This window comes from Roseateles agri (assembly GCF_034043675.1).
Lineage (GTDB): Bacteria > Pseudomonadota > Gammaproteobacteria > Burkholderiales > Burkholderiaceae_C > KK5.
Genome location: NZ_JAXCLA010000006.1, coordinates 255,597 through 281,221, shown reverse-complemented (window position 1 = coordinate 281,221; position 25,625 = coordinate 255,597). Strand labels below are relative to the sequence as shown.

23 protein-coding genes are annotated in these 25,625 nt (G+C 66.4%); 16 read left to right on the top strand and 7 right to left on the bottom strand.

The features are described 5' to 3' along the window. The first annotated feature begins 61 nt into the window (after window positions 1-61). Window positions 62-1,771 (top strand): long-chain fatty acid--CoA ligase, encoded by a 1,710-nt coding sequence (locus SNE35_RS19185; protein ID WP_320424592.1) that lies wholly within the window; start codon window positions 62-64, stop codon window positions 1,769-1,771. Here SNE35_RS19185 and SNE35_RS19180 read toward each other — a convergent pair. The 3 genes from SNE35_RS19180 to SNE35_RS19170 are packed head-to-tail and all read right to left on the bottom strand — an operon-like array spanning window position 1,760 to window position 5,318. After that, the gene (locus SNE35_RS19180) at window positions 1,760-2,617 is read right to left on the bottom strand and encodes a DUF924 family protein (protein WP_320424591.1); all 858 of its coding nucleotides are present in this window, start codon (window positions 2,615-2,617) and stop codon (window positions 1,760-1,762) included. The two genes, SNE35_RS19185 and SNE35_RS19180, sit on opposite strands and share 12 nt — an antisense overlap. Window positions 2,618-2,619: 2 nt before the next feature. Continuing rightward, window positions 2,620-4,761: a prolyl oligopeptidase family serine peptidase gene (locus SNE35_RS19175; protein WP_320424590.1), complete on the bottom strand. Its 2,142-nt coding sequence runs from the start codon at window positions 4,759-4,761 to the stop codon at window positions 2,620-2,622. Continuing rightward, the gene (locus SNE35_RS19170; protein ID WP_320424589.1) at window positions 4,758-5,318 is read right to left on the bottom strand and encodes a YaeQ family protein; all 561 of its coding nucleotides are present in this window, start codon (window positions 5,316-5,318) and stop codon (window positions 4,758-4,760) included. The genes SNE35_RS19175 and SNE35_RS19170 overlap by 4 nt, the downstream gene beginning before the upstream one ends. Before the next feature lie 129 nt (window positions 5,319-5,447). On the opposite strand from SNE35_RS19170, the gene SNE35_RS19165 reads away from it, so the two are divergent. Continuing rightward, window positions 5,448-6,113 (top strand): hypothetical protein, encoded by a 666-nt coding sequence (locus tag SNE35_RS19165; RefSeq protein ID WP_320424588.1) that lies wholly within the window; start codon window positions 5,448-5,450, stop codon window positions 6,111-6,113. Window positions 6,114-6,177: 64 nt separating this feature from the next. On the opposite strand, the gene SNE35_RS19160 is transcribed toward SNE35_RS19165, so the two are convergent. Both SNE35_RS19160 and SNE35_RS19155 read right to left on the bottom strand, forming a co-directional pair. After that, window positions 6,178-6,924: a response regulator transcription factor gene (locus SNE35_RS19160; protein WP_320424587.1), complete on the bottom strand. Its 747-nt coding sequence runs from the start codon at window positions 6,922-6,924 to the stop codon at window positions 6,178-6,180. A gap of 104 nt (window positions 6,925-7,028) precedes the next feature. Then, window positions 7,029-8,006 (bottom strand): NADPH:quinone oxidoreductase family protein, encoded by a 978-nt coding sequence (locus SNE35_RS19155; RefSeq protein ID WP_320424585.1) that lies wholly within the window; start codon window positions 8,004-8,006, stop codon window positions 7,029-7,031. A 91-nt stretch (window positions 8,007-8,097) separates the two neighbouring features. Between SNE35_RS19155 and surE the strand changes: the two genes are divergently transcribed. From surE to rlmD, 5 genes are read left to right on the top strand one after another with little or no spacing between them, the layout of a single operon-like run. Continuing rightward, window positions 8,098-8,847: a 5'/3'-nucleotidase SurE gene (gene surE, locus SNE35_RS19150; RefSeq protein WP_320424584.1), complete on the top strand. Its 750-nt coding sequence runs from the start codon at window positions 8,098-8,100 to the stop codon at window positions 8,845-8,847. Beyond that, window positions 8,844-9,674: a protein-L-isoaspartate(D-aspartate) O-methyltransferase gene (locus SNE35_RS19145; protein ID WP_320424582.1), complete on the top strand. Its 831-nt coding sequence runs from the start codon at window positions 8,844-8,846 to the stop codon at window positions 9,672-9,674. The genes surE and SNE35_RS19145 overlap by 4 nt, the downstream gene beginning before the upstream one ends. A 51-nt stretch (window positions 9,675-9,725) precedes the next feature. Continuing rightward, window positions 9,726-10,640: a peptidoglycan DD-metalloendopeptidase family protein gene (locus tag SNE35_RS19140; protein ID WP_431312767.1), complete on the top strand. Its 915-nt coding sequence runs from the start codon at window positions 9,726-9,728 to the stop codon at window positions 10,638-10,640. 32 nt (window positions 10,641-10,672) lie between these two features. After that, window positions 10,673-11,698 (top strand): RNA polymerase sigma factor RpoS, encoded by a 1,026-nt coding sequence (rpoS, locus tag SNE35_RS19135; protein WP_320424580.1) that lies wholly within the window; start codon window positions 10,673-10,675, stop codon window positions 11,696-11,698. A 19-nt stretch (window positions 11,699-11,717) separates the two neighbouring features. Continuing rightward, complete coding sequence (gene rlmD / locus SNE35_RS19130) at window positions 11,718-13,073, top strand: 23S rRNA (uracil(1939)-C(5))-methyltransferase RlmD (RefSeq protein WP_320424579.1); 1,356 nt, start codon at window positions 11,718-11,720, stop codon at window positions 13,071-13,073. Window positions 13,074-13,121: 48 nt separating this feature from the next. Here rlmD and SNE35_RS19125 read toward each other — a convergent pair whose 3' ends face one another. After that, window positions 13,122-13,817: a Bax inhibitor-1/YccA family protein gene (locus SNE35_RS19125; protein WP_320424578.1), complete on the bottom strand. Its 696-nt coding sequence runs from the start codon at window positions 13,815-13,817 to the stop codon at window positions 13,122-13,124. A 126-nt stretch (window positions 13,818-13,943) separates the two neighbouring features. Between SNE35_RS19125 and SNE35_RS19120 the strand changes: the two genes are divergently transcribed. From SNE35_RS19120 to SNE35_RS19100, 5 genes are all read left to right on the top strand, one after another. Next, complete coding sequence (locus SNE35_RS19120; protein ID WP_320424577.1) at window positions 13,944-14,348, top strand: heme-binding protein; 405 nt, start codon at window positions 13,944-13,946, stop codon at window positions 14,346-14,348. A gap of 197 nt (window positions 14,349-14,545) precedes the next feature. Continuing rightward, entirely contained in the window at window positions 14,546-15,706 is a 1,161-nt protein-coding gene (carA, locus tag SNE35_RS19115; protein WP_320424575.1) for a glutamine-hydrolyzing carbamoyl-phosphate synthase small subunit, read from the top strand. Window positions 15,707-15,718: 12 nt separating this feature from the next. After that, window positions 15,719-18,985: a carbamoyl-phosphate synthase large subunit gene (carB, locus tag SNE35_RS19110; protein WP_320424574.1), complete on the top strand. Its 3,267-nt coding sequence runs from the start codon at window positions 15,719-15,721 to the stop codon at window positions 18,983-18,985. An 84-nt stretch (window positions 18,986-19,069) separates the two neighbouring features. Beyond that, on the top strand, window positions 19,070-19,546 hold the full coding sequence (gene greA, locus SNE35_RS19105) for a transcription elongation factor GreA (protein WP_320424572.1): 477 nt from the start codon (window positions 19,070-19,072) through the stop codon (window positions 19,544-19,546). A gap of 5 nt (window positions 19,547-19,551) precedes the next feature. Continuing rightward, entirely contained in the window at window positions 19,552-19,974 is a 423-nt protein-coding gene (locus SNE35_RS19100; protein ID WP_320424571.1) for a DUF4149 domain-containing protein, read from the top strand. Between the two features lie 18 nt (window positions 19,975-19,992). On the opposite strand, the gene SNE35_RS19095 is transcribed toward SNE35_RS19100, so the two are convergent. After that, complete coding sequence (locus tag SNE35_RS19095; RefSeq protein ID WP_320424570.1) at window positions 19,993-20,472, bottom strand: YhbY family RNA-binding protein; 480 nt, start codon at window positions 20,470-20,472, stop codon at window positions 19,993-19,995. Between the two features lie 21 nt (window positions 20,473-20,493). Here SNE35_RS19095 and SNE35_RS19090 point away from each other — a divergent pair, with 21 nt between their 5' ends. The 4 genes from SNE35_RS19090 to glmM all read left to right on the top strand — a co-directional run bounded on the left by SNE35_RS19090 (window position 20,494) and on the right by glmM (window position 25,500). Next, window positions 20,494-21,165 (top strand): RlmE family RNA methyltransferase, encoded by a 672-nt coding sequence (locus tag SNE35_RS19090; RefSeq protein ID WP_320424859.1) that lies wholly within the window; start codon window positions 20,494-20,496, stop codon window positions 21,163-21,165. A gap of 142 nt (window positions 21,166-21,307) precedes the next feature. Then, entirely contained in the window at window positions 21,308-23,212 is a 1,905-nt protein-coding gene (gene ftsH, locus SNE35_RS19085) for an ATP-dependent zinc metalloprotease FtsH (RefSeq protein WP_320424569.1), read from the top strand. A 69-nt stretch (window positions 23,213-23,281) separates the two neighbouring features. Then, on the top strand, window positions 23,282-24,142 hold the full coding sequence (gene folP, locus SNE35_RS19080) for a dihydropteroate synthase (protein ID WP_320424568.1): 861 nt from the start codon (window positions 23,282-23,284) through the stop codon (window positions 24,140-24,142). A 17-nt stretch (window positions 24,143-24,159) separates the two neighbouring features. Next, window positions 24,160-25,500, top strand: coding sequence for a phosphoglucosamine mutase (gene glmM / locus SNE35_RS19075; protein WP_320424567.1), 1,341 nt, complete (start codon window positions 24,160-24,162; stop codon window positions 25,498-25,500). The last annotated feature ends 125 nt before the right edge of the window (window positions 25,501-25,625 follow it).

Sequence of the window (25,625 nt, the reverse complement as noted above, 5' to 3'; positions counted from 1 at the left end):
GGCCTCGGATTACGATAAAAGACCGTTCGCAGAATTCGAACGAGCACGGAGACAGACAACGATGACTTCGCCCCTGAGCCCACAACTGATCGCCCAGCGCAGCCACTGGCCGCGCCGCCTGCCGCGCGACCTCGTCGTGCCCCGCACCTCGCTGTTCTTCAACTTGGAAGTCAGCGCCCAGCGTTTTCCCGACAAGGCCGCGGCGATCTACTGCGGCCGCACGATCACCTACGTGCAGTTGCACGCGCAGGCCCTCGCGCTGGCCGGCTGGCTGCAGAGCGTGGGCGTGGGCAAGGGCGATCGCGTCGCGCTCTTTATGCAGAACTGCCCGCAGTTCATTGCGGCCTTCTACGCGGTGAACCGGGCTGATGCGGTCGTCGTGCCGGTCAACCCGATGAACAAGGCCGAGGAGTTCGGCCACTACATCACCGACCCGGCGACCAAGGTCGTGATCTGCAGTGCCGATCTGGCCGGCATCGTCGCGCAGGCGAACGAGGCGCTGCCGGCGGCGCAGCGCCTCGGCGCCCTGCTGGTCACGCGCTATGCGGACGAGGTGTCGCCCGAGGCCGGCCTGCCAGAGCCGATGCGCCAGTGGGTGACGGCCAATCCCCCGCTGCCGGCCGGTGCCGTCCGTTGGGACGATGCGCTGGCCGCCGGCAAGCAGCCCGGCCCGCACACCGCCGGTCCTGACGACATGGCGCTGCTGCCCTACACCTCGGGCACGACCGGCTTGCCCAAGGGCTGCATCCACACGAACGCGACGCTGATGTCCAACGTCGTGGGCGGCGGGCCCTGGGGCTATGCATCGGCCGAGTCGGTGGGCTTGTCGGTGGTGCCGATGTTCCACATCACCGGGATGATGTACGGCGTGCTGGGCTCGATGTACCTGGGCATGACCGTCGTGATCCTGCCGCGCTGGGACCGCGAACTGGCCGGCAACGCGATCTCGCGCTACGGCATCACGCACTGGACCTGCATCCCGACGATGATCATCGACCTGTTCGGCAGCCCCAACTTCAAGAGCTTCGACCTGGGCCGGCTGCGCAACCTGAACGGAGGCGGCGCGGCGATGCCGGCGGCCGTGGCCGAGCGGCTGAAGGCCGAGTACGGCCTGACCTTCGCCGAAGGCTACGGCCTCACCGAGACGGCCGCGCCCTCGCATGGCAACCCGCCCGAGCGGGCCAAGCTGCAGTGCCTGGGCATTCCGATCTACGGCGTCGATTCGCGCATCATCGATCCGGTGACCCTGAAGGAAATGCCGATCGGCGAGGTCGGCGAGATCGTCACCCACGGCCCGATGGTCTTCAAGGGCTACTGGCAGCAGCCGGAGGCGACCGAGGCCGCCTTCATCGAGATGGACGGCAAGCCCTTCTTCCGCACCGGTGACCTCGGCCGCATGGACGAGGAGGGCTACTTCTTCATCACCGACCGGCTCAAGCGGATGATCAATGCGAGCGGTTTCAAGGTCTGGCCTTCGGAGGTGGAGATGCTGCTGTACAAGCATCCGGCCGTGCAGGAGGCTTGCATCATCTCGGCCAAGGACGCTTACCGCGGCGAGACGGTGAAGGCCGTCGTCGTGCTGCGCACCGAGGCCAAGGGCAAGACCACGGCCGAGGACATCACCGGCTGGGCCAAGGAGCACATGGCGGCCTACAAGGTGCCCAAGCTCGTCGAGTTTGCCGACAGCCTGCCCAAGTCCGGCTCGGGCAAGGTCATGTGGCGCCTGCTGCAGGAGAAGGAAGAGCAGCAGGCGGCGACGTCAAAAGCCTGAACCGGGCTGCGCAATGAAGGCCGCTTCCTCGGGTGTCGACGCGCGGCCCAGCGCCGCGTTGCGGTGCGGGAAGCGGCCGAAGCGCTCGACCACGGCGAGGTGGCGGCGCGCGTAGTTCAGCGGGTCGGCCATGCGCGGATCGATGGCGGCCAGCGCCTCGAACTCGCGCACGCAGCGCTGCTGCATCGCCAGATCCTCGGCGTGTTCCAGCGGCATCAAGGCGAACCAGCGCTCCAGCGGGTTCAGCTTCGCAGCGCTCCCGTCGTCCAGCAGCGCCAGTGCGATCCGCAGCGCCTGCGCGTCACCGGCGAAGGCCCGCGCCTGGCCGCGGAAGCTGTTGCGGGTGAACTGGTCCAGCACGACGATCGCGGCCAGCGCGCCCAGTGGGCGCGGCAGCCAGTCGGGCAGGCCGTCGGTCAAGGCGGCATCGATCAGCGGGCCGAAGCGGGTGCGGATCTCGGCGTCGAAGGTCTCGTCCTTGATGAACCACTGCCGGCGCACCTGACCGTCGTTCGCGCTGCCCAGCGCGCCGAACCAGAAGTTCAGCACCTGCTGCACGCCAGCGGGCTCCAGCAGCCGTTGCCAGCGGCGGTGCCGCTGCATGTGCGCCTGCACATAGCTGCAGGCCGGCACGACCTGCAGGCCCTGCGGCGCCGCCCATTGCAGCGCATGCTCGACCATTCGGCCGGCCAGCCCGCGCCCGCGCAGTGCGGGGTGAGTGCCGGTGTGGGTGAAGACCAGGCGCTCGCCCTGGCGCAGGTATTCGACGTCCAGGCCGTGGCCATCGATCTCGGCCGTGAACACACCGGCTCGCTCGTCGTGGCTGATCTTCAGGTCGTCGTCCATGCTCAGCGTCCGAGTTGCTGCCAGAGGAAGCTGTATTCGAGGGCCTGCATCGTCGCGCGCTGCTCGTTGTCGGCCGCGCCGCCGTGGCCGCCCTCGATGTTCTCGTAGTACAGCAGGTCGTGCCCCTGCGACTCCAGCAGCGCGGCCATCTTGCGGGCATGGCCCGGGTGGACGCGGTCGTCACGGGTGGAGGTGGTGAACAGCACCTTCGGGTACTTCACGCCGCCCTTGGCGTTCTGGTAGGGGCTGTACTTGGAGATCCAGGCCCATTCGGCGGGCTGGTCCGGGTCGCCGTACTCGGCCATCCAGGAGGCACCGGCCAGTAGCTTGTGATAGCGGCGCATGTCCAGCAGCGGCACCTGGCAGACGACCGCGTTGAACAGGTCCGGCCGCTGCACGAGTGTGGCGCCGACCAGCAGGCCGCCGTTGCTGCCGCCCATGATGCCGAGGTGCTTCGGCGAGCTGATCTTGCGCTTGATCAGGTCCTGGGCGACGGCGATGAAGTCGTCGTAGCTGCGCTGCTTGTGCGCCTTGACGGCGGCCTGGTGCCAGGCCGGGCCGAACTCGCCCCCACCGCGAATGTTGGCGATGACGAGCACGCCGCCGCGGCCGAGCCAGCCCAGGCCGCGTCCGCCCGAGTAGGCCGGCGCCATCGAGATCTCGAAGCCGCCGTAGCCGTAGAGCAAGGTCGGGTTGGCGCCATCGGCCTTGGCGCCGGCGGGCCAGAGCACGAAGTAGGGCACCTTGGTGCCGTCCTTGGAGGTGGCAAAGCGCTGCTCGACCTTCATGCCCGTCGCGTCGAACTGCGGCTCGCGGGACTTCAGCTTCTCGCGCGTGTCGTCCGCGCCGGCGCGGGCGAGGTAGAGCGTGTCCGGCGTCAGGAAGTCGGCGTAGTTGACGAGGTAGCGGTCGGCCAGTTCGTCCTGCGCCAGCTCGCTGTCGTAGAGGCTGGCCAGGCTCAGCTTGCCGGGGAAGGGCGCGGCGATCTTGCGGTGCGCGGGCTTGACACTGGCGAAGCTCCACTGCTCGAGCCGGCTGGCCACGTTCTCGCTGACGTTCAGGATCAACTGGTCGCGCGTCAGCGCGTAGTCGTCCAGCGAGCGGGTCTTCGTCGGCGTGAACAGCACGGTGAACTTGCGCTCGCCGCGTAGGTAGGCGGCAGCATCAGCCAGCAGCAGCGAGCCGGAGGGGTAGCGCTTCTTGCCGATCGTCCAGTCGCTGCGCGGATGCAGCAGCAGGCGCTGACCCCAGAACTGCGCGTGCATGTCGCTCGGCATGTCCAGGCGCTGCAGCGTCGTGCCGTCGGCACCGAGCAGGAAGCGCTCGCTGTTGTAGAAGTCCAGCGCGCGGCTGAAGATCGTGCGCTCGGCGCCCGGTGTGCGGTCGACCTGGACGCTCACCGAGACGTCCGCGGCTTTGCCTTCGAACACCGTCTTCGCCTCGCTCAGCGGCGTGCCGCGCTGCCAGAGCTTGATGACGCGTGGATAGCCGGAGTCGGTCATCGAGCCGGGGCCGAAATCGGTGCCGACGTAGATATGGTCGGCGTCCAGCCACTCCACTTCGGACTTTGCCTCGGGCAGCACGAAGCCCTTGCCGCCCTTGTCGTCCACGAAGGTCTTGGTCACCGAGTCGAACTCGCGCACGAAGTGCGCATCCGCGCCGCCACGCGACAGCGAGACCAGGCAGCGCCGGTAGTCCGGCGCCAGGCAGTTCGCGCCGTGGAAGACCCAGCTCTCCTGCTCGGCGGCGCCGAGCGCGTCGAGATCCAGCACCGTTTCCCAGGCGGGCTCGGGCTTGCGGTACTCGACCAAGGTCGCGCGTCGCCACAGGCCGCGCTTGTGGTTCTCGTCCTGCCAGAGGTTGTAGAACCAGGGGCCGCGGCGCGAGACGACGGGGATGCGGTCACGCGCGTTCAGCACCTTCAGCAGATCCTGGCGCAGCGGCGCGTAGTCGGTGCCGCCCTGCAGCACGCGGGTGCTCGTGGTGTTGTGCTGGCGGACCCAGTCGAGCGCGCGCTCGCCCTGCACGTCTTCGAGCCAGAGATAGGGGTCGGGGGTGCTGTCGGGCATCGAGGCGGCTTTCGACGAAGGGAGCAGGAGGCTGAGCGTGGCGGCCAGCGTGGCGAGGATCGCGTGCGTGTTCATGCCTGGGCGGTCTTCAGCGCGATCGGCAGGATTTCCACGGAGGCCTTGTCCGTGGTGACGTAGATGCCGCCGTCCTGCACATTGATCTGCAACTGCATGCTGCGTTCGGCCAGCGCCGCCAGCGCCTGCGACTGCGCGGCCGGAATCTGCCACACGGCCAGACGCGGCTGGCGGGTCAGCTTGTTCTCGATGCCCGACCACCAGACCGGCGTGCTCGACGCGAAGCCGTAGACGCTGACCCGGCCGGCGCGGCCGTGCGCCTTCTGCAGCCGGCGCTCGTCGGGCTGGCCGAGATCGATCCAGTGCAGGATCTCGCCGGTCAGGTCGCGCTCCCAGATCTCGGGCTCGTCCACGTCCGACAGGCCCTTGCACAGCTCCAGCTTGCCGTTGAGGTCGTCGGCCGGCACGTTCAGCGCGAAGGCCAGGATGCGGATCATCATCCGCTCGTCGGTCTCGGACGGATGGCGGGCGATCGTCAGGTTGTATTCTCCGTAGACGTTGCGGTCCATGTCGGCGATCTGCAGCAGGGCTTTGTGGATGGTGGCGTTCAGGGCCATGGCGTAGGAGTGGCTGGGCAAAGCGGGCAATTATCGGGCCGGGTATGCAGGAGGGTCTGTCGCGGGTGCTCGTGGCATCATTCGCGCCTCGGCGCCGCCCTCGCGGTGCGATCCAAGCAAGCTATCGCCATGAAACGACTCCTGATTTCCCTCGCCGCCGCTGCGGTGCTGCTGCCGGCCGTCGCCCAGACGACCAACCCGAATGCCAAGGTCGACCCGAAGAACAACAAGGTCGCCAACCCGGTCGTCGAGAAGCCCAAGGCCAAGCCGCAGCTGAACCGCGACCAACTGCGCGACTGCATGGACCGCAGCGATGCCAACGCCAAGGAAGCCGAGGCGATCAAGGTCTTGCAGAGCAACTACAAGACCCACGCCGCTGCGCTGCAGGAGGAGAAGGACGGCATCCAGAAGCAGGACGAGGCCAACGCCGCCGCGCTCACCGCAGCCAAGGCTGAGAAGGCGACGATCGAGAAGTCCTACGAGGATCTGAAGGCCGAGGCGCCGAAGCTGAAGAAGGAAGAGCTGGACGTCAAAAACAAGGAATACCAGGACCGCGTCGCCGCCTTCGACAAGACCGTCACCACCGTCAACGATGCGATCAAGGCCCTGGGCGCACGCCGCGAGGTCTTCGGTACCAAGGTCGACGGACTGAACGCCGAATACAAGACGATGGACGAGCGCACTGAGGCGCACCTGGACAATGTCGACGCCTGGAAGAACGAGTGCAGCCGCAAGACCTTCGACGAAGCCGACGAGGCCGCGATCAAGAAGGAACGCGCTGCGGCAGGCAAGTAATCGATCTGCGCAAAAGACGAAGGGGCCGCGAGGCCCCTTTTTCATGCTCGGCCGACTGCTGGCGTCAGACCAGGCCCTGCTTGCTGGCCAGCACCGCGGCTTCGGCGCGGCTCGACACATTGAGCTTCTTGTAGATGCTCTTGATGTGGTCGTTCACCGTGAACCACTTGATGCCCATCAGGTTGGCGATTTCCTTGATGGTGAAGCCCTTGCTGAGGTAGGTCAGCACTTCGTTCTCGCGCGGTGTCAGGCGTTCCCACTCGGGCGGCGGATCGAGCACCACGCCGCTGCGGCCCGGCGCGAACTGCGCGTTGGACTGCAGCGCGCCGAAGCCGGACTGCAGCGGCATCGGGCCGCTGTCACCCGTGGAGCCGGGGCGGAAGTGCGTCAGCAGCCGGCGTGCGATGGCGGGGGAGAGCGGCGGCTGGCCGCGGACGATGCGTTGCAGTTCCTCGACCAGCACTTCGAAGCGGTCTTCCTTCAGCAGGTAGCCGTCGGCGCCGCATTGCAGGGCGGGGAAGAGGTGGTCGTCGTCGGAGTAGAGCGTGGTGACGATCTTGGTGGCCGGCGTGCCGGCGACCTCGCCGAGGAATTCCATGCCGCTGCCGTCGGGCAGTTCCAGGTCGACCAGCATCAGCTTGAAGATGCCGTCCGGTCCTTCTTCGGCGAGCTTGGCGACGTGCCGGCGGGCGGTTTCCAGATCGCCGGCTTCCGTGATCTCCATGGCGTCGCTGAAGCTTTCGCGGACGACGCGGCAGAGGAAACTGCGGGCGACCGGGTTGTCTTCGATGATGAGTACTTTGACTGCCATGATCTGCGTTCCTTTGTCAGTCAATACTAGCCCACAAAGCCTGGTCGGCGGCTGCCGACCGGACCCCTGGCCCCCCCGAGCCGCGTGCCGTGTTCCGCAAAATGCTAGGGATTGCTAAGCACCACCTTGCCTACCACCTGCCGGCTGGCCATCCGTTCGAAGGCCTGGGGCAACTGGTCCATCGGCAGCACCACATCGAGCACCGGCTTGATCTTGCCTTCGCCGTACCACTGCGCCAACTGGCCCAGCATCTGTGCGTTGTTTTTCGGTTCTCGCCGGGCGAATTCGCCCCAGAACACGCCGACCAGTGAGGCGCCCTTGAGCAGCGCCAGGTTCAGTGGCAGCGCCGGGATCTGGCCCTGGGCGAAGCCGATCACGAGATAGCGGCCGCGCCAGGCGATCGAGCGGAACGCGGCTTCGGCCAGGTCACCGCCGACCGGGTCGTAGATCACGTCCGGCCCCTTGCCGTCGGTCAGGGCCTTGAGCTCGTCGCGGAAATTGCCCTGGCCGTAGTTGATGGACGCATCGGCGCCGATCTCGATGCAGCGGCGGCATTTCTCGTCCGAGGACGCGGCAGCGATCACGCGGGCGCCGGCCGCCTTGGCGATCTGGATCGCGGCGGTGCCGACGCCGCCGGCCGCGCCGAGGATCAGCACCGTCTCACCGGCCTTCAGCGCCGCGCGGTCCAGCAGCGCGTGGTGGCTGGTGGCGTAGGTGCAGATGAAGGCCGAGGCATCTTCGAAGCTGAAGCCCGGCGGCAGCGGCATTGCCAGCGCGGCGGGAATGCAGGCGTGGCTGCCGAAACCGCCGGTACCGGCGAAGGCAGCCACCGCGTCGCCAACCTTCAAGCCCTTGACGCCCTCGCCGACGGCATCGACGACGCCGGCGAACTCCGTGCCCGGCACGAAGGGCAGCGGCGGCTTCATCTGGTACTTGTTCTGGATGATCAGCAGGTCGGGGAAGTTCAGGCTCGCGGCCTTGATCGCGACGCGCACCTGGCCAGCGGCAGGCTCGGGCATCGGCAATTCCTTCCACTGCAGCGCCTCGACGCCGATCGGGTTCTCGCAAAGCCAGGCGTTCATCGTTTCGTCTCCTTGAATGGGTCGCCGGGATCATAGGCAAGGGTGATTTCGTCAGGGGTCGCACGGGTGACGCGGTGCCTACAATGGCCGGATGCGAATCCTGATTGCCAACGACGATGGGTGCCTTGCCCCGGGGCTGCATGCCCTGGTCAAGGCGTGTGAGGGTCTGGGCGAGATCGACGTGATCGCCCCGGAGCAGAACGCCAGCGGCACCTCGAATTCGCTGACCTTGAGCCGGCCGCTGTCGGTGTACACGGCCGCCAACGGATTCCGCTACGTCAATGGCACGCCCTCGGACTCGGTCCACGTGGCGCTGACCGGCCTGCTGGACTACAAGCCCGACCTGGTGCTGTCCGGCATCAACAACGGCGCCAATATGGGTGACGACACGCTGTACTCCGGCACCGTCGCGGCGGCGACCGAGGGTTATTTGTTCGGCATCCCGTCGATCGCCTTCTCGCAGGCGGAGAAGGGCTGGGTCGAACTGGAGGCCGCGGCGGCCGCGGCACGGAAGATCGTCGAAGAGGTGATCGCCGGCGGCCTGGGCCACCCCTTCCTGTTGAACGTCAACATCCCGAATCGTGCGGATGCGGCGAGCCTGCCGCGCCGCATCACGCGCCTGGGCCGCCGCCATGCCAGCGAGGCGGTGATCCGCCAGAAGAGCCCGCGCGGCGAGACGATCTACTGGATCGGCCCGGCCGGCGATGCGCGCGAGGCCGGCGAGGGTACCGATTTCCATGCCACCGCCAACGGCCAGATCTCGATCACGCCGCTGCAGGTCGACCTGACCGATCACGCCGGCGTGCCCGCCTGGCGTGCGCGCCTGGGCCTGGATGGATGAGCAGCGACCCTAACGCCAAGTCTCGACGGTTCCCGCTGCCGCTGGACAAGCTCGGCGCCGGTGCTGCGCCGAAGGTTCGCGAAGTGCTGATGCCGCAGCGTCATCTGCGCGAGGCCGCGGCCGACGCGGCGCGCCAGCAATCGCCCCGCGGGCTGGGCATGGATTCCGACAGCGTGCGTCGGCGCATGGTGCAGCGGCTCCAGCAGGAAGGCCTGAACGACGAGCGCGTGCTGCAGGCGCTGGCGACGGTGCCGCGGCACGAATTCGTCGACAGCGCGCTGGCGATCCAGGCCTATGAAGACACCAGCCTACCGATCGGCCATGGCCAGACGATCTCCAAGCCCTCGGTCGTCGGCCGCATGATCGCGATGCTGTTCGGCGGCGCCACGGCGCGGCAGACCGGGCAACTCGGCAAGGTGCTCGAGATCGGCACCGGATGCGGCTACCAGGCCGCCGTGCTGGCGCTGCTTGCGCGGCAGGTCGTGTCGATCGAGCGGCTGAAGCCCTTGCACGACAAGGCGCGGCTGAACCTCGGCGCCGTCCGGGCTGCATCCGTTCGCTTGATCTACGGCGATGGCCGCCTCGGCCACCCGCCCGCCGCGCCGTTCGACAGCATCATCGCGGCCGCCGGCGGCGAAGACATTCCCCCGGCCTGGCTGGCGCAACTCGCACCAGGCGGCCGGCTGGTGGCGCCGACGGTGGCGCCCGGCGGCCGCGGGCAACTGCTGGTCGTCGTCGATCATCAGGTCGAAGCCGGCGCGAGCCGCTTTGTTCGGACCGAGCACGAGGCCGTTCTTTTCGTCCCTCTAAAATCGGGCGTCATGTGAGGCTTGGCCTCAACCGGTGACGGCCATCACACACAGTAGTCACAGCGACGCATGCACCCACAGAACACCCGATCCTTCCGCCCCCTCCAGGTCTTGCTGACGGTCGCCCTGATCGCGGGCCTGAGCGCCTGTTCCGTCACGCCACGCCGCGCTGCGCCGGTGGAGGATCGCCCGATCAGCGGCGTCAGGCCGGTGGCACCCAGTGCCTCGGCGCCGACGCAGGCAGCCAGCGCGCCGACCGACGCCAAGCCACTGCCGGGCGCCGAGAACGCCGGCAAGCCGGGCTATTACACGGTCAAATCCGGCGACACGCTGATCCGCATCGCGCTGGACAACGGCCAGAACTGGCGTGACCTCGTCAAGTGGAATGGCCTGGACAAGCCCAATGTGATCGAGGTCGGTCAGGTGCTGCGCGTCGTGCCGCCGGGCGTCGATCCGACGGCCGTGGCCACGCGCCCGGTCACGACCGGCAAGGTCGAGACCCGTCCGCTGGACGGCAAGCCGGTGGCCGGTGCGGCCTCGGCACCTGCGGGCGCATCGGCGCCCATCGCTCCCGCGACGCCGGCACCCGCCGCCACCGCCGCGCGTGACAGCGACGACGAGCCCGCCTGGGGCTGGCCGGTCGGCTCGCCGGTCAGCGCCGGCTTCGACGAGCAGCGCAACAAGGGCCTGGACTTCAACGGCAAGGCCGGCGAGCCGGTGCTGGCGGCCGCAGATGGTCGCGTGATGTATGCGGGTTCCGGCTTGCGCGGCTACGGCAACATGGTCATCATCAAGCACAACAACAGCTACCTCACGGCCTACGCGCACAACCAGACCCTGCTGGTCAAGGAAGACCAGGCCGTGCGCAAGGGCCAGAAGATCGCCGAAATGGGTTCCAGTGACGCAGACCAGGTGATGCTGCACTTCGAGGTGCGCAAGCAAGGCAAGCCGATCGATCCGTCGAAGCTGCTGCCTGCCCGGTAGACGCGCGATGGGCCCAGCCATTTCATCAAGCCATGAAACACGCTGCGCCCAAAACTACGGTCCCTCCCGCGCTGCCACTGGCGGCGCTGATGCCGCCGCCGCTCGCCGATGTGCCGGAAGCCGACGGCGAAGCACCGTCCGCCGAGGGCGCTGACGGCGAGGAGACGCTGCTCGCGCGCAACGGCGCCGCGGTCGTTGAAGACATCGAGGTCGGCAACGCGCTGCAGGCCTATCTGCGCGACATCCGCCGCACGCCGCTGCTGAGCCCGCAGCAGGAGTTCGATACGGCGCAGCGTGCCCGTGCCGGCAGCTTTGAGGCGCGCCAGGCCATGATCGAGCACAACCTGCGCCTGGTCGTCAGCATCGCCAAGAACTACCTCGGCCGCGGCCTGCCGATGAGCGACCTGATCGAGGAAGGCAACCTCGGCCTGATGCACGCGATCGGCAAGTTCGAGCCCGAGCGCGGCTTCCGCTTCTCGACCTACGCGAGCTGGTGGATCCGCCAGAGCATCGAGCGCGCGCTGATGCACCAGGCCAGGCTCGTGCGCCTGCCCGTCCACATCGTGCGCGAGCTGAACCAGGTACTGAAGGCGCGGCGCGCGCTGGAGGCGCTGCAGAGCCGCAACGGCGGCGATGGCCAGGTCCGTGCGGAGGACATCGCCGCCGCGCTGGGCCGACCGCTGGCCGAGGTGGCGGAACTGCTGGCCTATGCCGAGACGCCCAGTTCGCTCGATTCGCCGGTGGATCGCAACACCGAGGGCGGCGAATCGATGATGGATCTGGTGGCGGACGAGCAGGCCGTCGATCCGCTGGGCCTCAGGCTCAGCCATGAACTCGAAACGCTGCTGGACCACGGCCTCGCCGGCCTCAACGAGCGCGAGCGCGAGGTGCTGGCCGGCCGCTACGGCCTGTCGGACCGGGAGCCGGAGACCTTGGACGTGCTGGCGATCCGCCTGGGGCTCACGCGCGAGCGGATCCGGCAGATCCAGATCGAGGCGCTGGCCAAGCTCAAGCGCAACATGATGCGGCACGGCATCGACCGGGATTCGATCTTTTAGCCCCGACGATAATCGGGGGATGACTCAAGTTTCCGAATGGCTGAAGGTCGACGCGATCGACCTGGAGGCCCAGGGCATCGCCCGCAATTCCGAAGGCAAGGTGGTGTTCATCGAGGGCGCTTTGCCCGGCGAAGAGGTCCAGATCACCGTCGGCCGCAAGAAGAACAACTGGGAGCAGGGCCAGCTCGTCGCACTCCGCCGCGAGAGTTCGCAGCGCGTCAGCCGTCCGTCCTGCCCGCATTTCGGCCTGCATGCCGGTGCCTGCGGCGGCTGCAAGATGCAGCATCTGCACCCCGGGGCGCAGGTGGCCGTCAAGCAGCGCGTCGTCGAGGACAACCTCTGGCATCTCGGCAAGGTCAAGGCCGAGACGCTTCTGCGCCCGATCGAAGGCCCCGCCTGGGGCTATCGCTACCGCGCGCGCTTCTCGGTGCGCTACGTGCCGAAGAAGGACAAGGTGCTGATCGGCTTCCACGAGCGCAAGAGCCGCTACGTGGCCGACATGGAGGTCTGCAAGGTCGTGCCGCAGCGCGTCAGCGACCTGCTGATGCCGCTGCGTGAGCTGATCATGAACATGGCCGAGCGCGACCGGCTGCCGCAGATCGAGCTGGCGATGGGCGACCAGGTCATCGCGCTGGTGCTGCGCCACCTCAACCCGCTGCCGGCCGGCGACAAGCAGCGCCTGCGCGACTTCGGCGCCGCGCACGGTGTGCAGTGGTGGCTGCAGCCCAAGGGGCCGGACACGGTCCACCTGCTCGACGAGGGTGGTCCCGAGCTGGCCTATGCGCTGCCGGAGTTCGGCGTCGTGATGCCCTTCAAGCCGACCGACTTCACGCAGGTCAATCCGCACATCAACACCGTGCTGGTGGGCCGCGCGCTGCGCCTGCTGGATGTGCGCCGGGACGAGCGCGTGATCGACTGGTTCTGCGGCCTTGGCAACTTCACGCTGCCGCTGGCGACGAAGGCGCGCGAGGTGCTGGGCATCGAAGGCAGCGAGGTGCTGGTGCAACGCTCGCGCGAGAACGCGCAGCGCAACGGGCTGGCGGCCAACACCAGCTTCGTGGCCCGCAACCTGTTCGAGATGACGCCGGCTCAGCTGGCGCTCGACGGCTCGGCGGAGAAGTGGCTGGTGGACCCGCCGCGCGACGGCGCGTTTGCGCTGGCGAAGGCGGTGGCCGATGCGGTGCAGGATCCCTCGCTGGCGCCCGGCTGGGTGCCGCCGCGGCGGATCGTCTACGTTTCCTGCAACCCCTCCACGCTGGCGCGCGACGCGGGCCTGCTGGTCAATGTGGCCGGCTACCGCTGCACCAAGGCGAGTGCGGTGAACATGTTCCCGCACACCTCGCACGTGGAGTCGATCGCGGTCTTCGAGCGATGAAATGAAAACGGGGCCCGCGGGCCCCGTTTGCTTCTGGTGCCGGATCGATCAGCGGCGGTCGCCACCGAAGATGCCCAGCAGCGACAGCAGACTCTGGAACACGTTGTACAGGTCCAGATACAGGGCCAAAGTGGCGCTGATGTAGTTCGTCTCGCCGCCGTCGATGATGCGCTTCAGGTCGTACAGCATGAAGGCCGAGAAGATCGCCATCGACATCACCAGAATCGTCAGCACCATCGCCGAGGACTGGAAGAAGAAGCTGGCGATGCTGGCGACCATCAGGATCACTGCGCCGATGAACAGGAACTTGCCCATGCCGGACAGGTCGCGCTTGATCACGGTGGCCAGCGAGGCCATCGCGAAGAAGATCGCGGCCGTGCCGCCGAAGGCCATCATGATCAGCTGCGCGCCGTTGCCGAAGCGCAGGACCGAGGTCAGCAGCTGCGACAGCATCAGGCCCATGAAGAACGTGAAGGCCAGCAGGGCGTAGACGCCGGTGCTGCTGTTCTTTGTGCGCTCGACCACGAACATCAGGCCGAAGGCGCCGACGAAGAACAGGATCATGCTCGGGCCCGCGCCCATCGCGGCGAGCAGCCCGGTGGAGACACCCACCCAGGCACCCAGCACCGTCGGGATCATCGACAGCGCGAGCAGCCAATAGGTGTTGCGCAGCACGCGGTTGCGCTCGACGGCGTAGCTGGCTGAATAGCCTTCGCCGTATTGGTTTTGCAGCTTGTCGTACATGGAGAAACTCCTCTCGGAAAACAGCCTTCACTCTAGCAGGCCGGATCATGCAGCTTTGCGTTTGGCTCCAGCAATCGCCGCGCCTGTTGCGGCTAAAGTGAAGCTTCGTTGAAGGATATCAATACCATGAATCAGAAGCCTTACCTCAGTCTTAACGACGTCAAGCGCGTCGCCGCTGCCGCCGAAGCCGAAGCGATCGCGAACAAGTGGAACGTGAGCATCGCCGTTGTCGACGACGGTGGCCACCTGCTGTGGCTGCAGCGTCTGGACGGTGCCGCGCCGATCTCCGCGCAGATCGCGCCCGCCAAGGCGCGCACGGCTGCCCTGGGCCGCCGCGAGTCCAAGCTGTACGAAGAGATGATCAACCAGGGTCGCGTCTCCTTCCTGAGCGCGCCGGGCCTGGAAGGGCTGCTGGAAGGCGGCGTGCCGGTGATCGTCGACGGCCACGTGGTCGGCGCCGTGGGCGTGTCCGGCGTGAAGTCCAGCGAAGACGTGCAGATCGCCAAGGCGGGCATCGCTGCGCTGAGCTAACTGACTATTTCAGTGGGGTCGTGTGGTCGGTAGTAACCCTGGTCGGCTATACTTGATGGGTTTACCCCCAACCACCCGCCCCCAGCGAAACTCGACCCGTTTCCACCTCCGGATTCAGGCTCGCCCTCGGCCCCGTCCCCCTTGACGCGCCGAGTGCCCGAGCAGAGCTGGGTGCGCACATACCGGAGTTCCTCCCCGTGCTGCCCGATCTGCTCCATACCTCCAAAGCGATCCTTGCCCTGGCAGACGGCACGATCTTCCAAGGCACCTCGATCGGCGCTGCCGGTCACACGGTCGGCGAAGTGGTGTTCAACACCGCACTGACCGGCTACCAAGAAATCCTCACCGACCCGAGCTACTGCCGGCAGATCGTGACGCTCACGTATCCGCACATCGGCAATTACGGCGTCAACGAAGAGGACGTCGAGGCGTCGAAGGTCTTTGCCGCTGGCCTGATCATCAAGGAAGCGCCGCTCCTCGATTCCAACTTCCGCAAGACGCGCACGCTGCAGCAGTACCTGCGCGACGAGGGCACCGTCGCCATCGCCGACATCGACACCCGCCGCCTGACCCGCGTGCTGCGCACGACCGGCGCGCAGAACGGCTGCATCCTGGCGCTGCCGGCCGGCGAGGCCGTCACCGAAGCTCACATCGCCGATGCCGTCGCCAAGGCCAAGGCCGCGCCGAGCATGGCCGGTCTGGACCTGGCCAAGGTCGTCAGCCGCACCGAGAGCGTGACCTGGACGCAGACCGAGTGGAAGCTCGTCGGCGGCTACGGCGAGCAGACGGCGCCCAAGTTCCACGTCGTCGCCTACGACTTCGGCGTCAAGAGCAACATCCTGCGCATGCTGGCCGAACGCGGTTGCCGCATCACCGTGGTGCCGGCGCAGACGCCCGCATCGGCGGTATTCGACCTGGAGCCGGATGGCATCTTCCTGTCCAACGGCCCCGGCGATCCGGAGCCTTGCGACTATGCGATCAAGGCCACGGCGCAGCTGATCGAATCGGGCATCCCGGTCTTCGGCATCTGCCTGGGTCACCAGATCATGGCGCTGGCCTCGGGTGCAAAGACCTTCAAGATGAAGTTCGGCCACCATGGCGCGAACCATCCGGTGAAAGACCTCGACAACGGCCGCGTCTCGATCACCAGCCAGAACCACGGCTTCGCGGTCGATGCCGACACCTTGCCGGCCAATCTGCGCGCCACGCACGTCAGCCTGTTCGACGGCACGCTGCAAGGCCTGGCCCGCACCGACAAGCCCGCCTTCTGCTTCCAGGGTCACCCGGAAGCGAGCCCCGGCCCGCACGACATCTCCTACCTGTTCGACCGCTTCATCGGCCTGATGGCGAAGGCATAAGGAACTCACGCCATGGCAAAACGTACTGACATCAAGAGCATCCTGATCATCGGCGCCGGCCCGATCATCATTGGCCAGGCCTGCGAGTTCGACTACTCCGGCGCCCAGGCCTGCAAGGCGCTGCGCGAGGAGGGCTACCGCGTCATCCTCGTCAACAGCAATCCGGCCACGATCATGACGGACCCGGACACGGCCGACGTCACCTACATCGAACCGATCACCTGGCAGGTGGTCGAGAAGATCATCGCCAAGGAGCGCCCTGACGCGGTGCTGCCGACGATGGGCGGCCAGACCGCGCTGAACTGCGCGCTGGACCTGCACAAGCACGGCGTGCTGGACAAGTACAAGGTCGAGATGATCGGTGCGAACGAGCACGCGATCGAGAAGGCCGAGGACCGCCTGAAGTTCAAGGACGCGATGACCAAGATCGGTCTCGGTTCCGCCCGCTCGGGCATTGCGCATTCGATGGAAGAGGCGCTGGCCGTCCAGAAGAAGATCAAGGACGAGATCGGCGGCACCGGCTTCCCGATGGTCATCCGCCCGAGCTTCACCCTGGGCGGCACCGGTGGCGGCATCGCCTACAACCCGGAAGAGTTCGAGGAGATCTGCAAGCGTGGCCTCGACCTCTCGCCGACGAACGAGCTGCTGATCGAAGAATCGCTGATCGGCTGGAAAGAGTACGAGATGGAAGTCGTGCGCGACCGCGCCGACAACTGCATCATCGTCTGCTCGATCGAGAACCTGGACCCGATGGGCGTGCACACCGGTGACTCGATCACCGTCGCTCCGGCCCAGACGCTGACCGACAAGGAATACCAGCTGCTGCGCAACGCCTCGATCGCGATCCTGCGCGAGATCGGCGTGGACACCGGCGGTTCGAACGTGCAGTTCTCGATCAACCCGAAGGACGGCCGAATGGTCGTCATCGAGATGAATCCGCGCGTTTCGCGTTCGTCGGCGCTGGCCTCCAAGGCCACCGGCTTCCCGATCGCCAAGATCGCGGCCAAGCTGGCCGTCGGCTACACGCTCGACGAGCTGCGCAACGAGATCACCGGCGGCATCACGCCGGCCTCGTTCGAGCCCTCGATCGACTACGTCGTCACCAAGATCCCGCGCTTCGCCTTCGAGAAGTTCCCGATGGCCGATTCGCGCCTGACGACGCAGATGAAGTCGGTCGGTGAAGTGATGGCCATGGGCCGCAACTTCCAGGAATCGTTCCAGAAGGCGCTGCGTGGCCTGGAGACCGGCATCGATGGCCTGTCCGAGCGCTCGACCGACCGTGAGGAGATCGTCCAGGAAATCGGCGAACCCGGTCCGGAGCGCATCCTCTTCGTCGCTGACGCCTTCCGCATCGGCATGAGCATGGACGAGGTCTTCGAAGAGACGGCCATCGACCCGTGGTTCCTCGCGCAGATCGAGCAGATCGTGAAGATCGAGCAATCGCTCGCTGGCCGCGACCTGGCCTCGCTGTCGACCGACGAGCTGCGCCTGCTGAAGAAGAAGGGCTTCTCGGACAAGCGCCTGGGCAAGCTGCTGGGCACGAACCAGTTCGAGGTGCGCAAGCTGCGCGTGGCGAAGAATGTGCGTCCGGTCTACAAGCGCGTGGACACTTGCGCGGCCGAGTTCGCCACGCAGACGGCCTACCTCTACTCGACCTACGACGAGGAGTGCGAGGCTGATCCGACGAACAACAAGAAGATCATGGTGTTGGGCGGCGGTCCGAACCGCATCGGCCAGGGCATCGAGTTCGACTACTGCTGTGTGCATGCCGCGCTCGCCATGCGCGAGGACGGCTATGAAACCATCATGGTCAACTGCAACCCCGAGACAGTCTCCACCGACTACGACACCAGCGATCGCCTCTACTTCGAGCCGGTCACGCTGGAAGACGTGCTGGAGATCGTCGACAAGGAAAAGCCGGTCGGCGTGATCGTCCAGTACGGCGGCCAGACGCCGCTGAAGCTGGCGCTCGATCTGGAGAAGGCCGGCGTGCCCATCATCGGCACGACGCCCGATTCCATCGACATCGCCGAGGACCGCGAGCGCTTCCAGAAGCTGCTGCACGAGCTGGGCCTGAAGCAGCCGCCGAACCGCACCGCACGCACCGAAGACCAGGCCGTGGCCCTGGCCAACGAGATCGGCTATCCGCTGGTCGTGCGCCCGAGCTACGTGCTGGGCGGCCGGGCGATGGAAATCGTTCATGGCGACAAGGACCTGGAGCGCTACATGCGCGAGGCTGTGCGCGTCTCCGACAAGTCGCCGGTGCTGCTGGATCACTTCCTGCAGGACGCCGTCGAGGTCGACACTGACGCGATCAGCGACGGCACCGATGTGATGATCGGCGGCATCATGGAACACGTGGAAGCCGCGGGCATCCACTCGGGCGACTCGGCCTGCTCGCTGCCGCCCTACACGCTGTCCAAGGAAATCCAGGACGAACTGCGCCGCCAGACCGCGGCCATGGCCAAGGCGCTGAAGGTCGTCGGCCTGATGAACGTGCAGTTCGCCATCCAGGGCGACGTGACGGGAGGCCTCGACGGCGCCACCGTCTACGTGCTGGAAGTGAACCCGCGTGCCTCGCGCACGGTGCCCTTCGTCTCCAAGGCGACCGGCCAGCAACTGGCCAAGATCGCTGCGCGCTGCATGGCCGGCCAGAAGCTGTCCGCGCAGAAGGACCGCCTGGGCCGCGTGCCGGCCGAGGTGATTCCGCCGTACTTCAGCGTCAAGGAAGCGGTCTTCCCGTTCAACAAGTTCCCTGGCGTGGATCCGATCCTCAGCCCGGAAATGCGTTCGACCGGCGAAGTGATGGGCGCGGCCAAGACCTTCGGCGAGGCGATGCTGAAGAGCCAGCTCGGCGCCGGCTCGCGCCTGCCGCGCCAGGGCAATGTGCTGATCACGGTGAAGAATAGCGACAAGGTTCGCGCGGTCGCCGTCGCCAAGGATCTGCATGCGCTGGGCTTCGGCGTCGTCGCGACCAAGGGCACGGCCGCGGCCATCGCCGAGGCCGGCGTGCCGGTCAAGACGGTGAACAAGGTCAAGGACGGTCGCCCGCACATCGTCGACATGCTCAAGGGCGGCGAGATCCAGCTGGTCTTCACGACGGTGGACGAGACCCGCACGGCCATCGCCGACAGCCGTCACATCCGCCAATCGGCACTGGCCAATCGCGTCACGTACTACACGACGATGGCCGGCTGCGAAGCGGCGGTGGAGGGCATGAAGCACCAGGACGGATTGCTGGTGCAATCCCTGCAAGAGCTGCATGCTGAACTGAACTAAACTCGATCCAACCCATTCCGCCGCCGTGGCCCGGTTTTCCGGGGCTCGGCGGCGGAACTGCTTTTCTTTCAAGGTTTTACTGATATGGCCACGATTCCACTGACCAAGCGCGGCGCTGAAATGCTCAAGGAAGAGCTGCATCGACTGAAGACGGTCGAGCGACACGCCGTGATCCAGGCCATTGCCGAAGCCCGTGCCCAGGGCGATCTTTCCGAGAATGCCGAGTACGAAGCGGCCAAGGACAAGCAGGGCTTCATCGAAGGCCGCATCCTGGAGCTGGAAGGCAAGCTCGCCGCCGCGCAGGTGATCGATCCATCGGCCGTCGATGCCGGCGGCCGCATCGTCTTCGGCTCCACCGTCGATCTGGAAGAGGAGTCCAGCGGCGCGGAAGTCACCTACCAGATCGTCGGTGACGACGAGGCCGATCTGAAGCAGGGCAAGATCTCGATCAGCTCGCCGATTGCCCGCGCACTGATCGGCAAGGAAGCCGGCGATGTGGCCGACGTGATCGCCCCCGGCGGCGTCAAGCGCTACGAGATCGTCGAGGTCAAGTACATCTGACGGCGATGCTGCTGAAGCGTTCGCGTGCCGTGCTGGCCGCTCTTTGGGGCGGCCTCTTGCTTTGCGTGGCCTTCGTGGCCGCGCCCAGCGCCTTCGCGGTGCTGGAGCGCGGGCAGGCCGGCCTTTTCGTCGCCCGCGTGTTCGCGCTCGACGCGAACATCAGCCTGGCCGCGGCCCTGCTGTTGATGATGCTGGAGCGGCGGCTGCGTCGCGACGAGAGCGGGCCGGCCTTCACGGCGGAATTCCTGTTGCCGGCCGGTGCGCTGTTCTGCACGGTGGCCGGCTACTACGCGCTGCAGCCCGCGATGGAGGCGGCGCGCGCAGGGCAGGGCAGCGTCAGTTTCCTGACGCTGCATGCGATCTCGCTGGGGTTTTACGGGCTGAAGGGCCTGCTCGTGCTGGCCCTGGCCTGGCGTACGTCGAAGTAACTGACGTAACGCAGCGCGTCAGTTCGACTGAGCGGCCTTCTTCGCGCTGGTCATCTTGCGCTTGGCGCGCTTGATCTCGCCGCCCTGGGCGACGCGCTGGTTGCCCAGCACATTGACCTTCTTGACCTGCGGCCGGTGGTTGCCGCTCTTCGAGAATTTCACGATCTTGACGACGCGCGGGCCGGGCTTCGCGTCTTCGTCACGCTCGCCGGCTTCCTTCTCGGGGATCGGGCGCCACAGCACCAGCAGCTTGCCGATGTGCTGGATCGGCGCGGCGCTGAGCTGGTCGGCCAGGATGAGCAGCATGCCTTCGCGGGCGGCCCGGTCGTCGGAGAACACGCGGACCTTGATCAGGCCGTGCGCGTTGAGCGCGGCGTCGATCTCCTTGGTCACGGCAGGAGTGAGTCCGTCGCCGCCGATCATCACCACCGGGTTGAGGTGATGCGCGTCGGCGCGCTTGTCCTTGCGCTGGGCAGGAGTCAGTTGAATTGCAGGCATAAGGCCTATTATCGGTGCAGCATGAAAGTTCAGACCAAAAGCAAGAAAGTCAACAAGGCTTGGCTCCACGATCACATCAATGATCCCTATGTGAAGCTGGCGCACAAGGAGGGCTATCGAGCCCGCGCCGCCTACAAGCTGAAGGAGATTGACGAGGAGCTTAAGCTGATCCGTCCGGGCCAGATCGTCGTGGACCTCGGCGCTGCGCCGGGCGCTTGGAGCCAGTACCTGCGCCGACGCTTTGCACCGGCCGGTGCTGGCGTCGGCGAGCTGAACGGCACCATCATCGCGCTGGACCTGCTGGAGCTCGAGCCGATCGAAGGTGTGCAGTTCATCCAGGGTGATTTCCAGGAAGAGGCCATCCTGCATGAGCTGGAGGCAGCGCTTGCCGGTCGGCCGGTGGACCTGGTGGTGTCGGACATGGCGCCCAACCTCAGCGGCATTGAGAACGTCGATGCCGCCCGCATCTCCGGTCTGGTGGAACTCGCGCTCGATTTCGGCCGGCTGCACCTGAAGCCGGATGGTGCGCTGGTCGCGAAGGTTTTCCACGGCAGCGGCTATTCGCAACTGGTCGAAGCCTTCAGGGGGCAGTTCCGCAAGGTCAAGGCGATCAAGCCCAAGGCCTCGCGGGATCGCTCGTCCGAAACATTTCTTGTCGGCATGGGTCTGAAGCCTGGCTTGTCCGATCGGTAATCTCTGGCATTCGCTAAGGCTTAGTCCAAACAGGACGGGCTCTTGACTGCAATAGAATCAACCCCATATGCCGTGCATTGCCCCTCGCAATGCAAGGGTCCGCGGAATCACGCGGCCCAGTAGAGATGAACAAGGAGTCGCGGTGAACAATCAGTGGTTCTCGAAGGTAGCCGTCTGGGTAGTGATTGCGCTGGTGCTGTTCACCGTCTTCAAGCAATTTGGAGATCGGGGTGTGGCCGGTGGCAACGTCCTGGGCTATTCGGACTTCCTCGAAGAGGTGCGCGGCAAGCGCATCAAGCAGGTCACCCTGCAGGAAGGCACGGGCGGCACGGAAATCTCTGCCACCCGCAGCGATGACACCAAGGTCCGCAGCACCGCCCCGTTCTGGGATCGCGGCCTGTATGGCGACCTGATCAACAACAACGTCAAGTTCGACGTCAAGCAGCGCGAGGAGCAGTCCTTCCTGCTGTCGATGTTGATCTCCTGGGGCCCGATGCTGTTGCTGATCGGCGTCTGGGTCTACTTCATGCGCCAGATGCAGGGCGGCGGCAAGGGCGGGGCGTTCAGCTTCGGCAAGAGCAAGGCCCGCATGCTGGACGAGGCCAGCAACAACATCACCTTCGCCGATGTCGCCGGCTGCGACGAGGCCAAAGAGGAAGTCAAGGAACTGGTCGATTTCCTGAAGGACCCGCAGAAGTTCCAGAAACTGGGTGGCCGCATTCCGCGAGGCGTGTTGTTGGTCGGCCCTCCGGGAACCGGTAAGACGCTGCTGGCCAAGTCGATCGCCGGCGAGGCCAAGGTGCCCTTCTTCACGATTTCGGGTTCCGACTTCGTCGAGATGTTCGTTGGTGTCGGCGCTGCCCGTGTGCGTGACATGTTCGAGCAGGCCAAGAAGAGCGCCCCTTGCATCATCTTCATCGACGAAATCGATGCGGTCGGTCGCCATCGTGGCGCAGGCCTCGGCGGCGGTAACGACGAGCGCGAGCAGACGCTGAATCAGATGCTCGTCGAGATGGACGGTTTCGAGACCAATCTGGGCGTCATCGTGGTCGCCGCGACCAACCGTCCCGACATTCTCGACCCCGCGCTGCTCCGCCCGGGCCGTTTCGACCGGCAGGTCTATGTGACCTTGCCGGACATCCGCGGCCGCGAGCAGATCCTGACCGTGCACATGCGCAAGGTGCCGATGGGCCAGGACGTCAATGCCAGCGTGCTGGCGCGCGGCACGCCCGGCATGAGCGGTGCTGACCTGGCCAATCTCGTCAACGAAGCGGCACTGTTCGCCGCGCGCCGCAATGGCCGTGTCGTGGAGATGATCGACTTCGAGCGTGCCAAGGACAAGCTCTACATGGGCCCCGAGCGCAAGAGCATGGTGATGTCCGAGGACGACAAGCGCGCCACGGCCTATCACGAGTCGGGCCACGCCATCGTCGCCGAGATGCTGCAGGGCACCGACCCGGTCCACAAGGTCACGATCATGCCGCGTGGCCGTGCACTGGGCGTCACCTGGCAGTTGCCGGAGCGTGATCAGTACAGCAAGTACTACAAGCAGATGCTCAACGAGATCAGCATCCTGTTTGGCGGCCGTATCGCGGAGGACGTGTTCGTTGGCGAAATCTCGACCGGCGCATCCAATGACTACGAGCGCGCTACCCGTATCGCCCGCGACATGGTCACGCGCTACGGCATGAGCGAGGTGCTGGGCCCGATGGTCTACGCCGAGAACGAGGGTGAGGTCTTCCTCGGTCGCTCGATGACCAAGACGACCAACATCAGTGAGTCCACGCAGCAGAAGGTCGACGGCGAAATGCGCCGCATCCTCGACGAGCAGTACGCGGTGGCGAAGAACATCCTCGAAACCAACCGTGACAAGGTCGAGGCGATGACCGATGCGCTGATGAAGTGGGAAACGATCGACCGCGATCAGATCCTCGACATCATCGCCGGCCGTCCGCCGCGCGGCCCGGGTGAAACCTCGGTGCCGAGCAGCGGTGGCCCGAGCGGCTCGCCGCCGGTCAGTCCCGACGGTGCTCCTGCCGCCGCCTGATCTCCCGCTTTCTTCTCACACCGGGCTCGACCGCAAACGTCGAGCCCGTTTTACTTTCGGACTCCGGTCATGCATTGGCAGACTTCCCGTTTTCGGCTCGATCTGCGCCCCCGCCCGCTGGTGATGGGCATCGTCAACGTGACGCCTGATTCCTTCTCGGACGGCGGCCACCATGGGACCGCCCAGGCGGCGATAGCGCACTGCCACCGGCTGGTCGAGGAGGGGGCCGACATCCTCGACATCGGCGGCGAATCGAGCCGTCCCGGCGCGACGGCGCTCGGTATCGACGAGGAATGGGATCGCATCGCGCCGGTCCTGGCCGAGGCGGTGAAGCTGGGCGTGCCGCTGTCGGTCGACAGCTTCAAGCCCGAGGTGATGCGGCGCGCGCTGGATGCCGGTGCGGACATCATCAACGACATCCACGCGCTGGAGCGCGAGGGCGCGCTGCAGGTGTTGCAGGCGAGCCCGAGCGCCGGCGTCTGCCTGATGCATATGCGCGGCGACTCGGCGACGATGCAGAGCCTCACGCAATACGACGATGTCGTTGCTGACGTGGCTGCCTATCTGGCTGCCCGCGCCGCCGCGTTGCGTGAAGCAGGCATCGCCGCCGAGCGCATCGCACTGGACCCGGGCTACGGTTTCGCCAAGACGACCGAACAGAACCTGGCCCTGCTGTCGCGCCAGTCGGAACTGCTGGGCCTGGGCTATCCGCTGCTGATTGGACTCTCGCGCAAACGCATGGTCGGCGACGTGACCGGTCGCCCGGTGAAGCAGCGCCTGGCCGGCAGCCTGGCGGCCGCGTTGGCCGCCGTGGCGCAGGGCGCGCGCATCGTTCGCGTCCACGATGTGGCGCCGACGGTTGACGCATTGAAGCTTTGGATGGCGGCCGGGGCGCCCGTCGGACTGACGGACAATACCGGCGGCAATTAATCAGGAGGAAGCTCGCAATGAGCCGTACGTATTTTGGAACCGACGGAATCCGTGGCACCGTCGGCCAAGCACCGATCACGCCGGACTTCATGCTGCGCCTGGGCCATGCGGTGGGCCGCGTGCTGCGCAAGCAGGCCGGCGACGGCAGCCGGCCCAGCGTCCTGATCGGCAAGGACACGCGGATCTCGGGCTACATGATCGAATCGGCGCTCGAGGCCGGTTTTGCCTCCGCCGGTGTCGATGTTCTGCTGACCGGTCCGCTGCCCACGCCGGGCGTCGCCTACCTGACCCGTGCACTGCGTCAGGACCTGGGCGTCGTCATCAGTGCCTCGCACAACCCCTTCGCGGACAACGGCATCAAGTTCTTCTCGGCCAAGGGCGAGAAGCTGCCGGATGCCTGGGAGATGGCCGTCGAGCAGTCGCTCGAGGAAGCGCCGGCCTGGGTCGACTCCGCGAGCCTCGGCCGTGCCAAGCGCATCCCGGAAGCGCGTGGCCGCTACATCGAGTTCTGCAAGAACAGTTTCGGCTCCGACCTGACCTTGAAGGGCCTGAAGATCGTCGTCGACGCCGCTAACGGTGCTGCCTACAACGTCGCGCCCGAGGTTTTCCACGAACTCGGTGCCGAGGTGATCTCGATCGGCTGCAAGCCGGATGGCTTCAACATCAACGCCGGTTTCGGCGCGACCTCGCCAGCGGCGCTGGTTGCCGCCGTCAAGGAGCATGGCGCCCACTACGGCGTGGCGCTGGACGGCGATGCCGACCGGCTGCAACTGGTCGACGCCCAAGGCCGCCTCTACAACGGCGACGAACTGCTCTACGTGATGGTGGCCGACCGCCTGGCCCAGGGCCAGCGCGTGCCCGGGGCCGTCGGCACCCTGATGACCAATATGGCCGTCGAGCTGGCGCTGAAATCTCGTGATGTGGAATTCGTCCGTGCCAAGGTCGGTGACCGCTACGTGCTGGAAGAACTGGCCGCCCGCGGCTGGGAGCTTGGCGGCGAGGGCTCCGGCCACCTGCTGGCGTTGGACAAGCACACGACCGGGGACGGCATCGTCAGCGCGCTGCTGATCCTGCAGGCGATCAGCCGTACCGGCCGCAGCCTGTCCGACCAGCTCGCGAGCGTGACGCTGTTCCCGCAGACCTTGATCAACGTGCGCCTGCAGGCCGGTCAGGACTGGAAGAGCAACGCCCGTCTGGCGCAGGAGCAGGCCGAGGTCACGGCCGAACTCGGCCAGCGCGGCCGGGTGCTGATCCGCCCATCCGGCACCGAGCCGCTGCTGCGCGTGATGGTCGAAGCGAGCGACGCCGCGCTGGCACAGCAGTGCGCCCAGCGCCTGGCGGAAGCCGTTAAAAGCTAAGCATTCCGGGGCTGTCACAAAGTTTGTGACAGTTCCCGACGGCCTGGTGGCGTGAGTCACGGTCTTGTCATATTGGGTTTCTACGATGGCATCAGTTGACCATCAACCAACCCAAAGACAGGCTA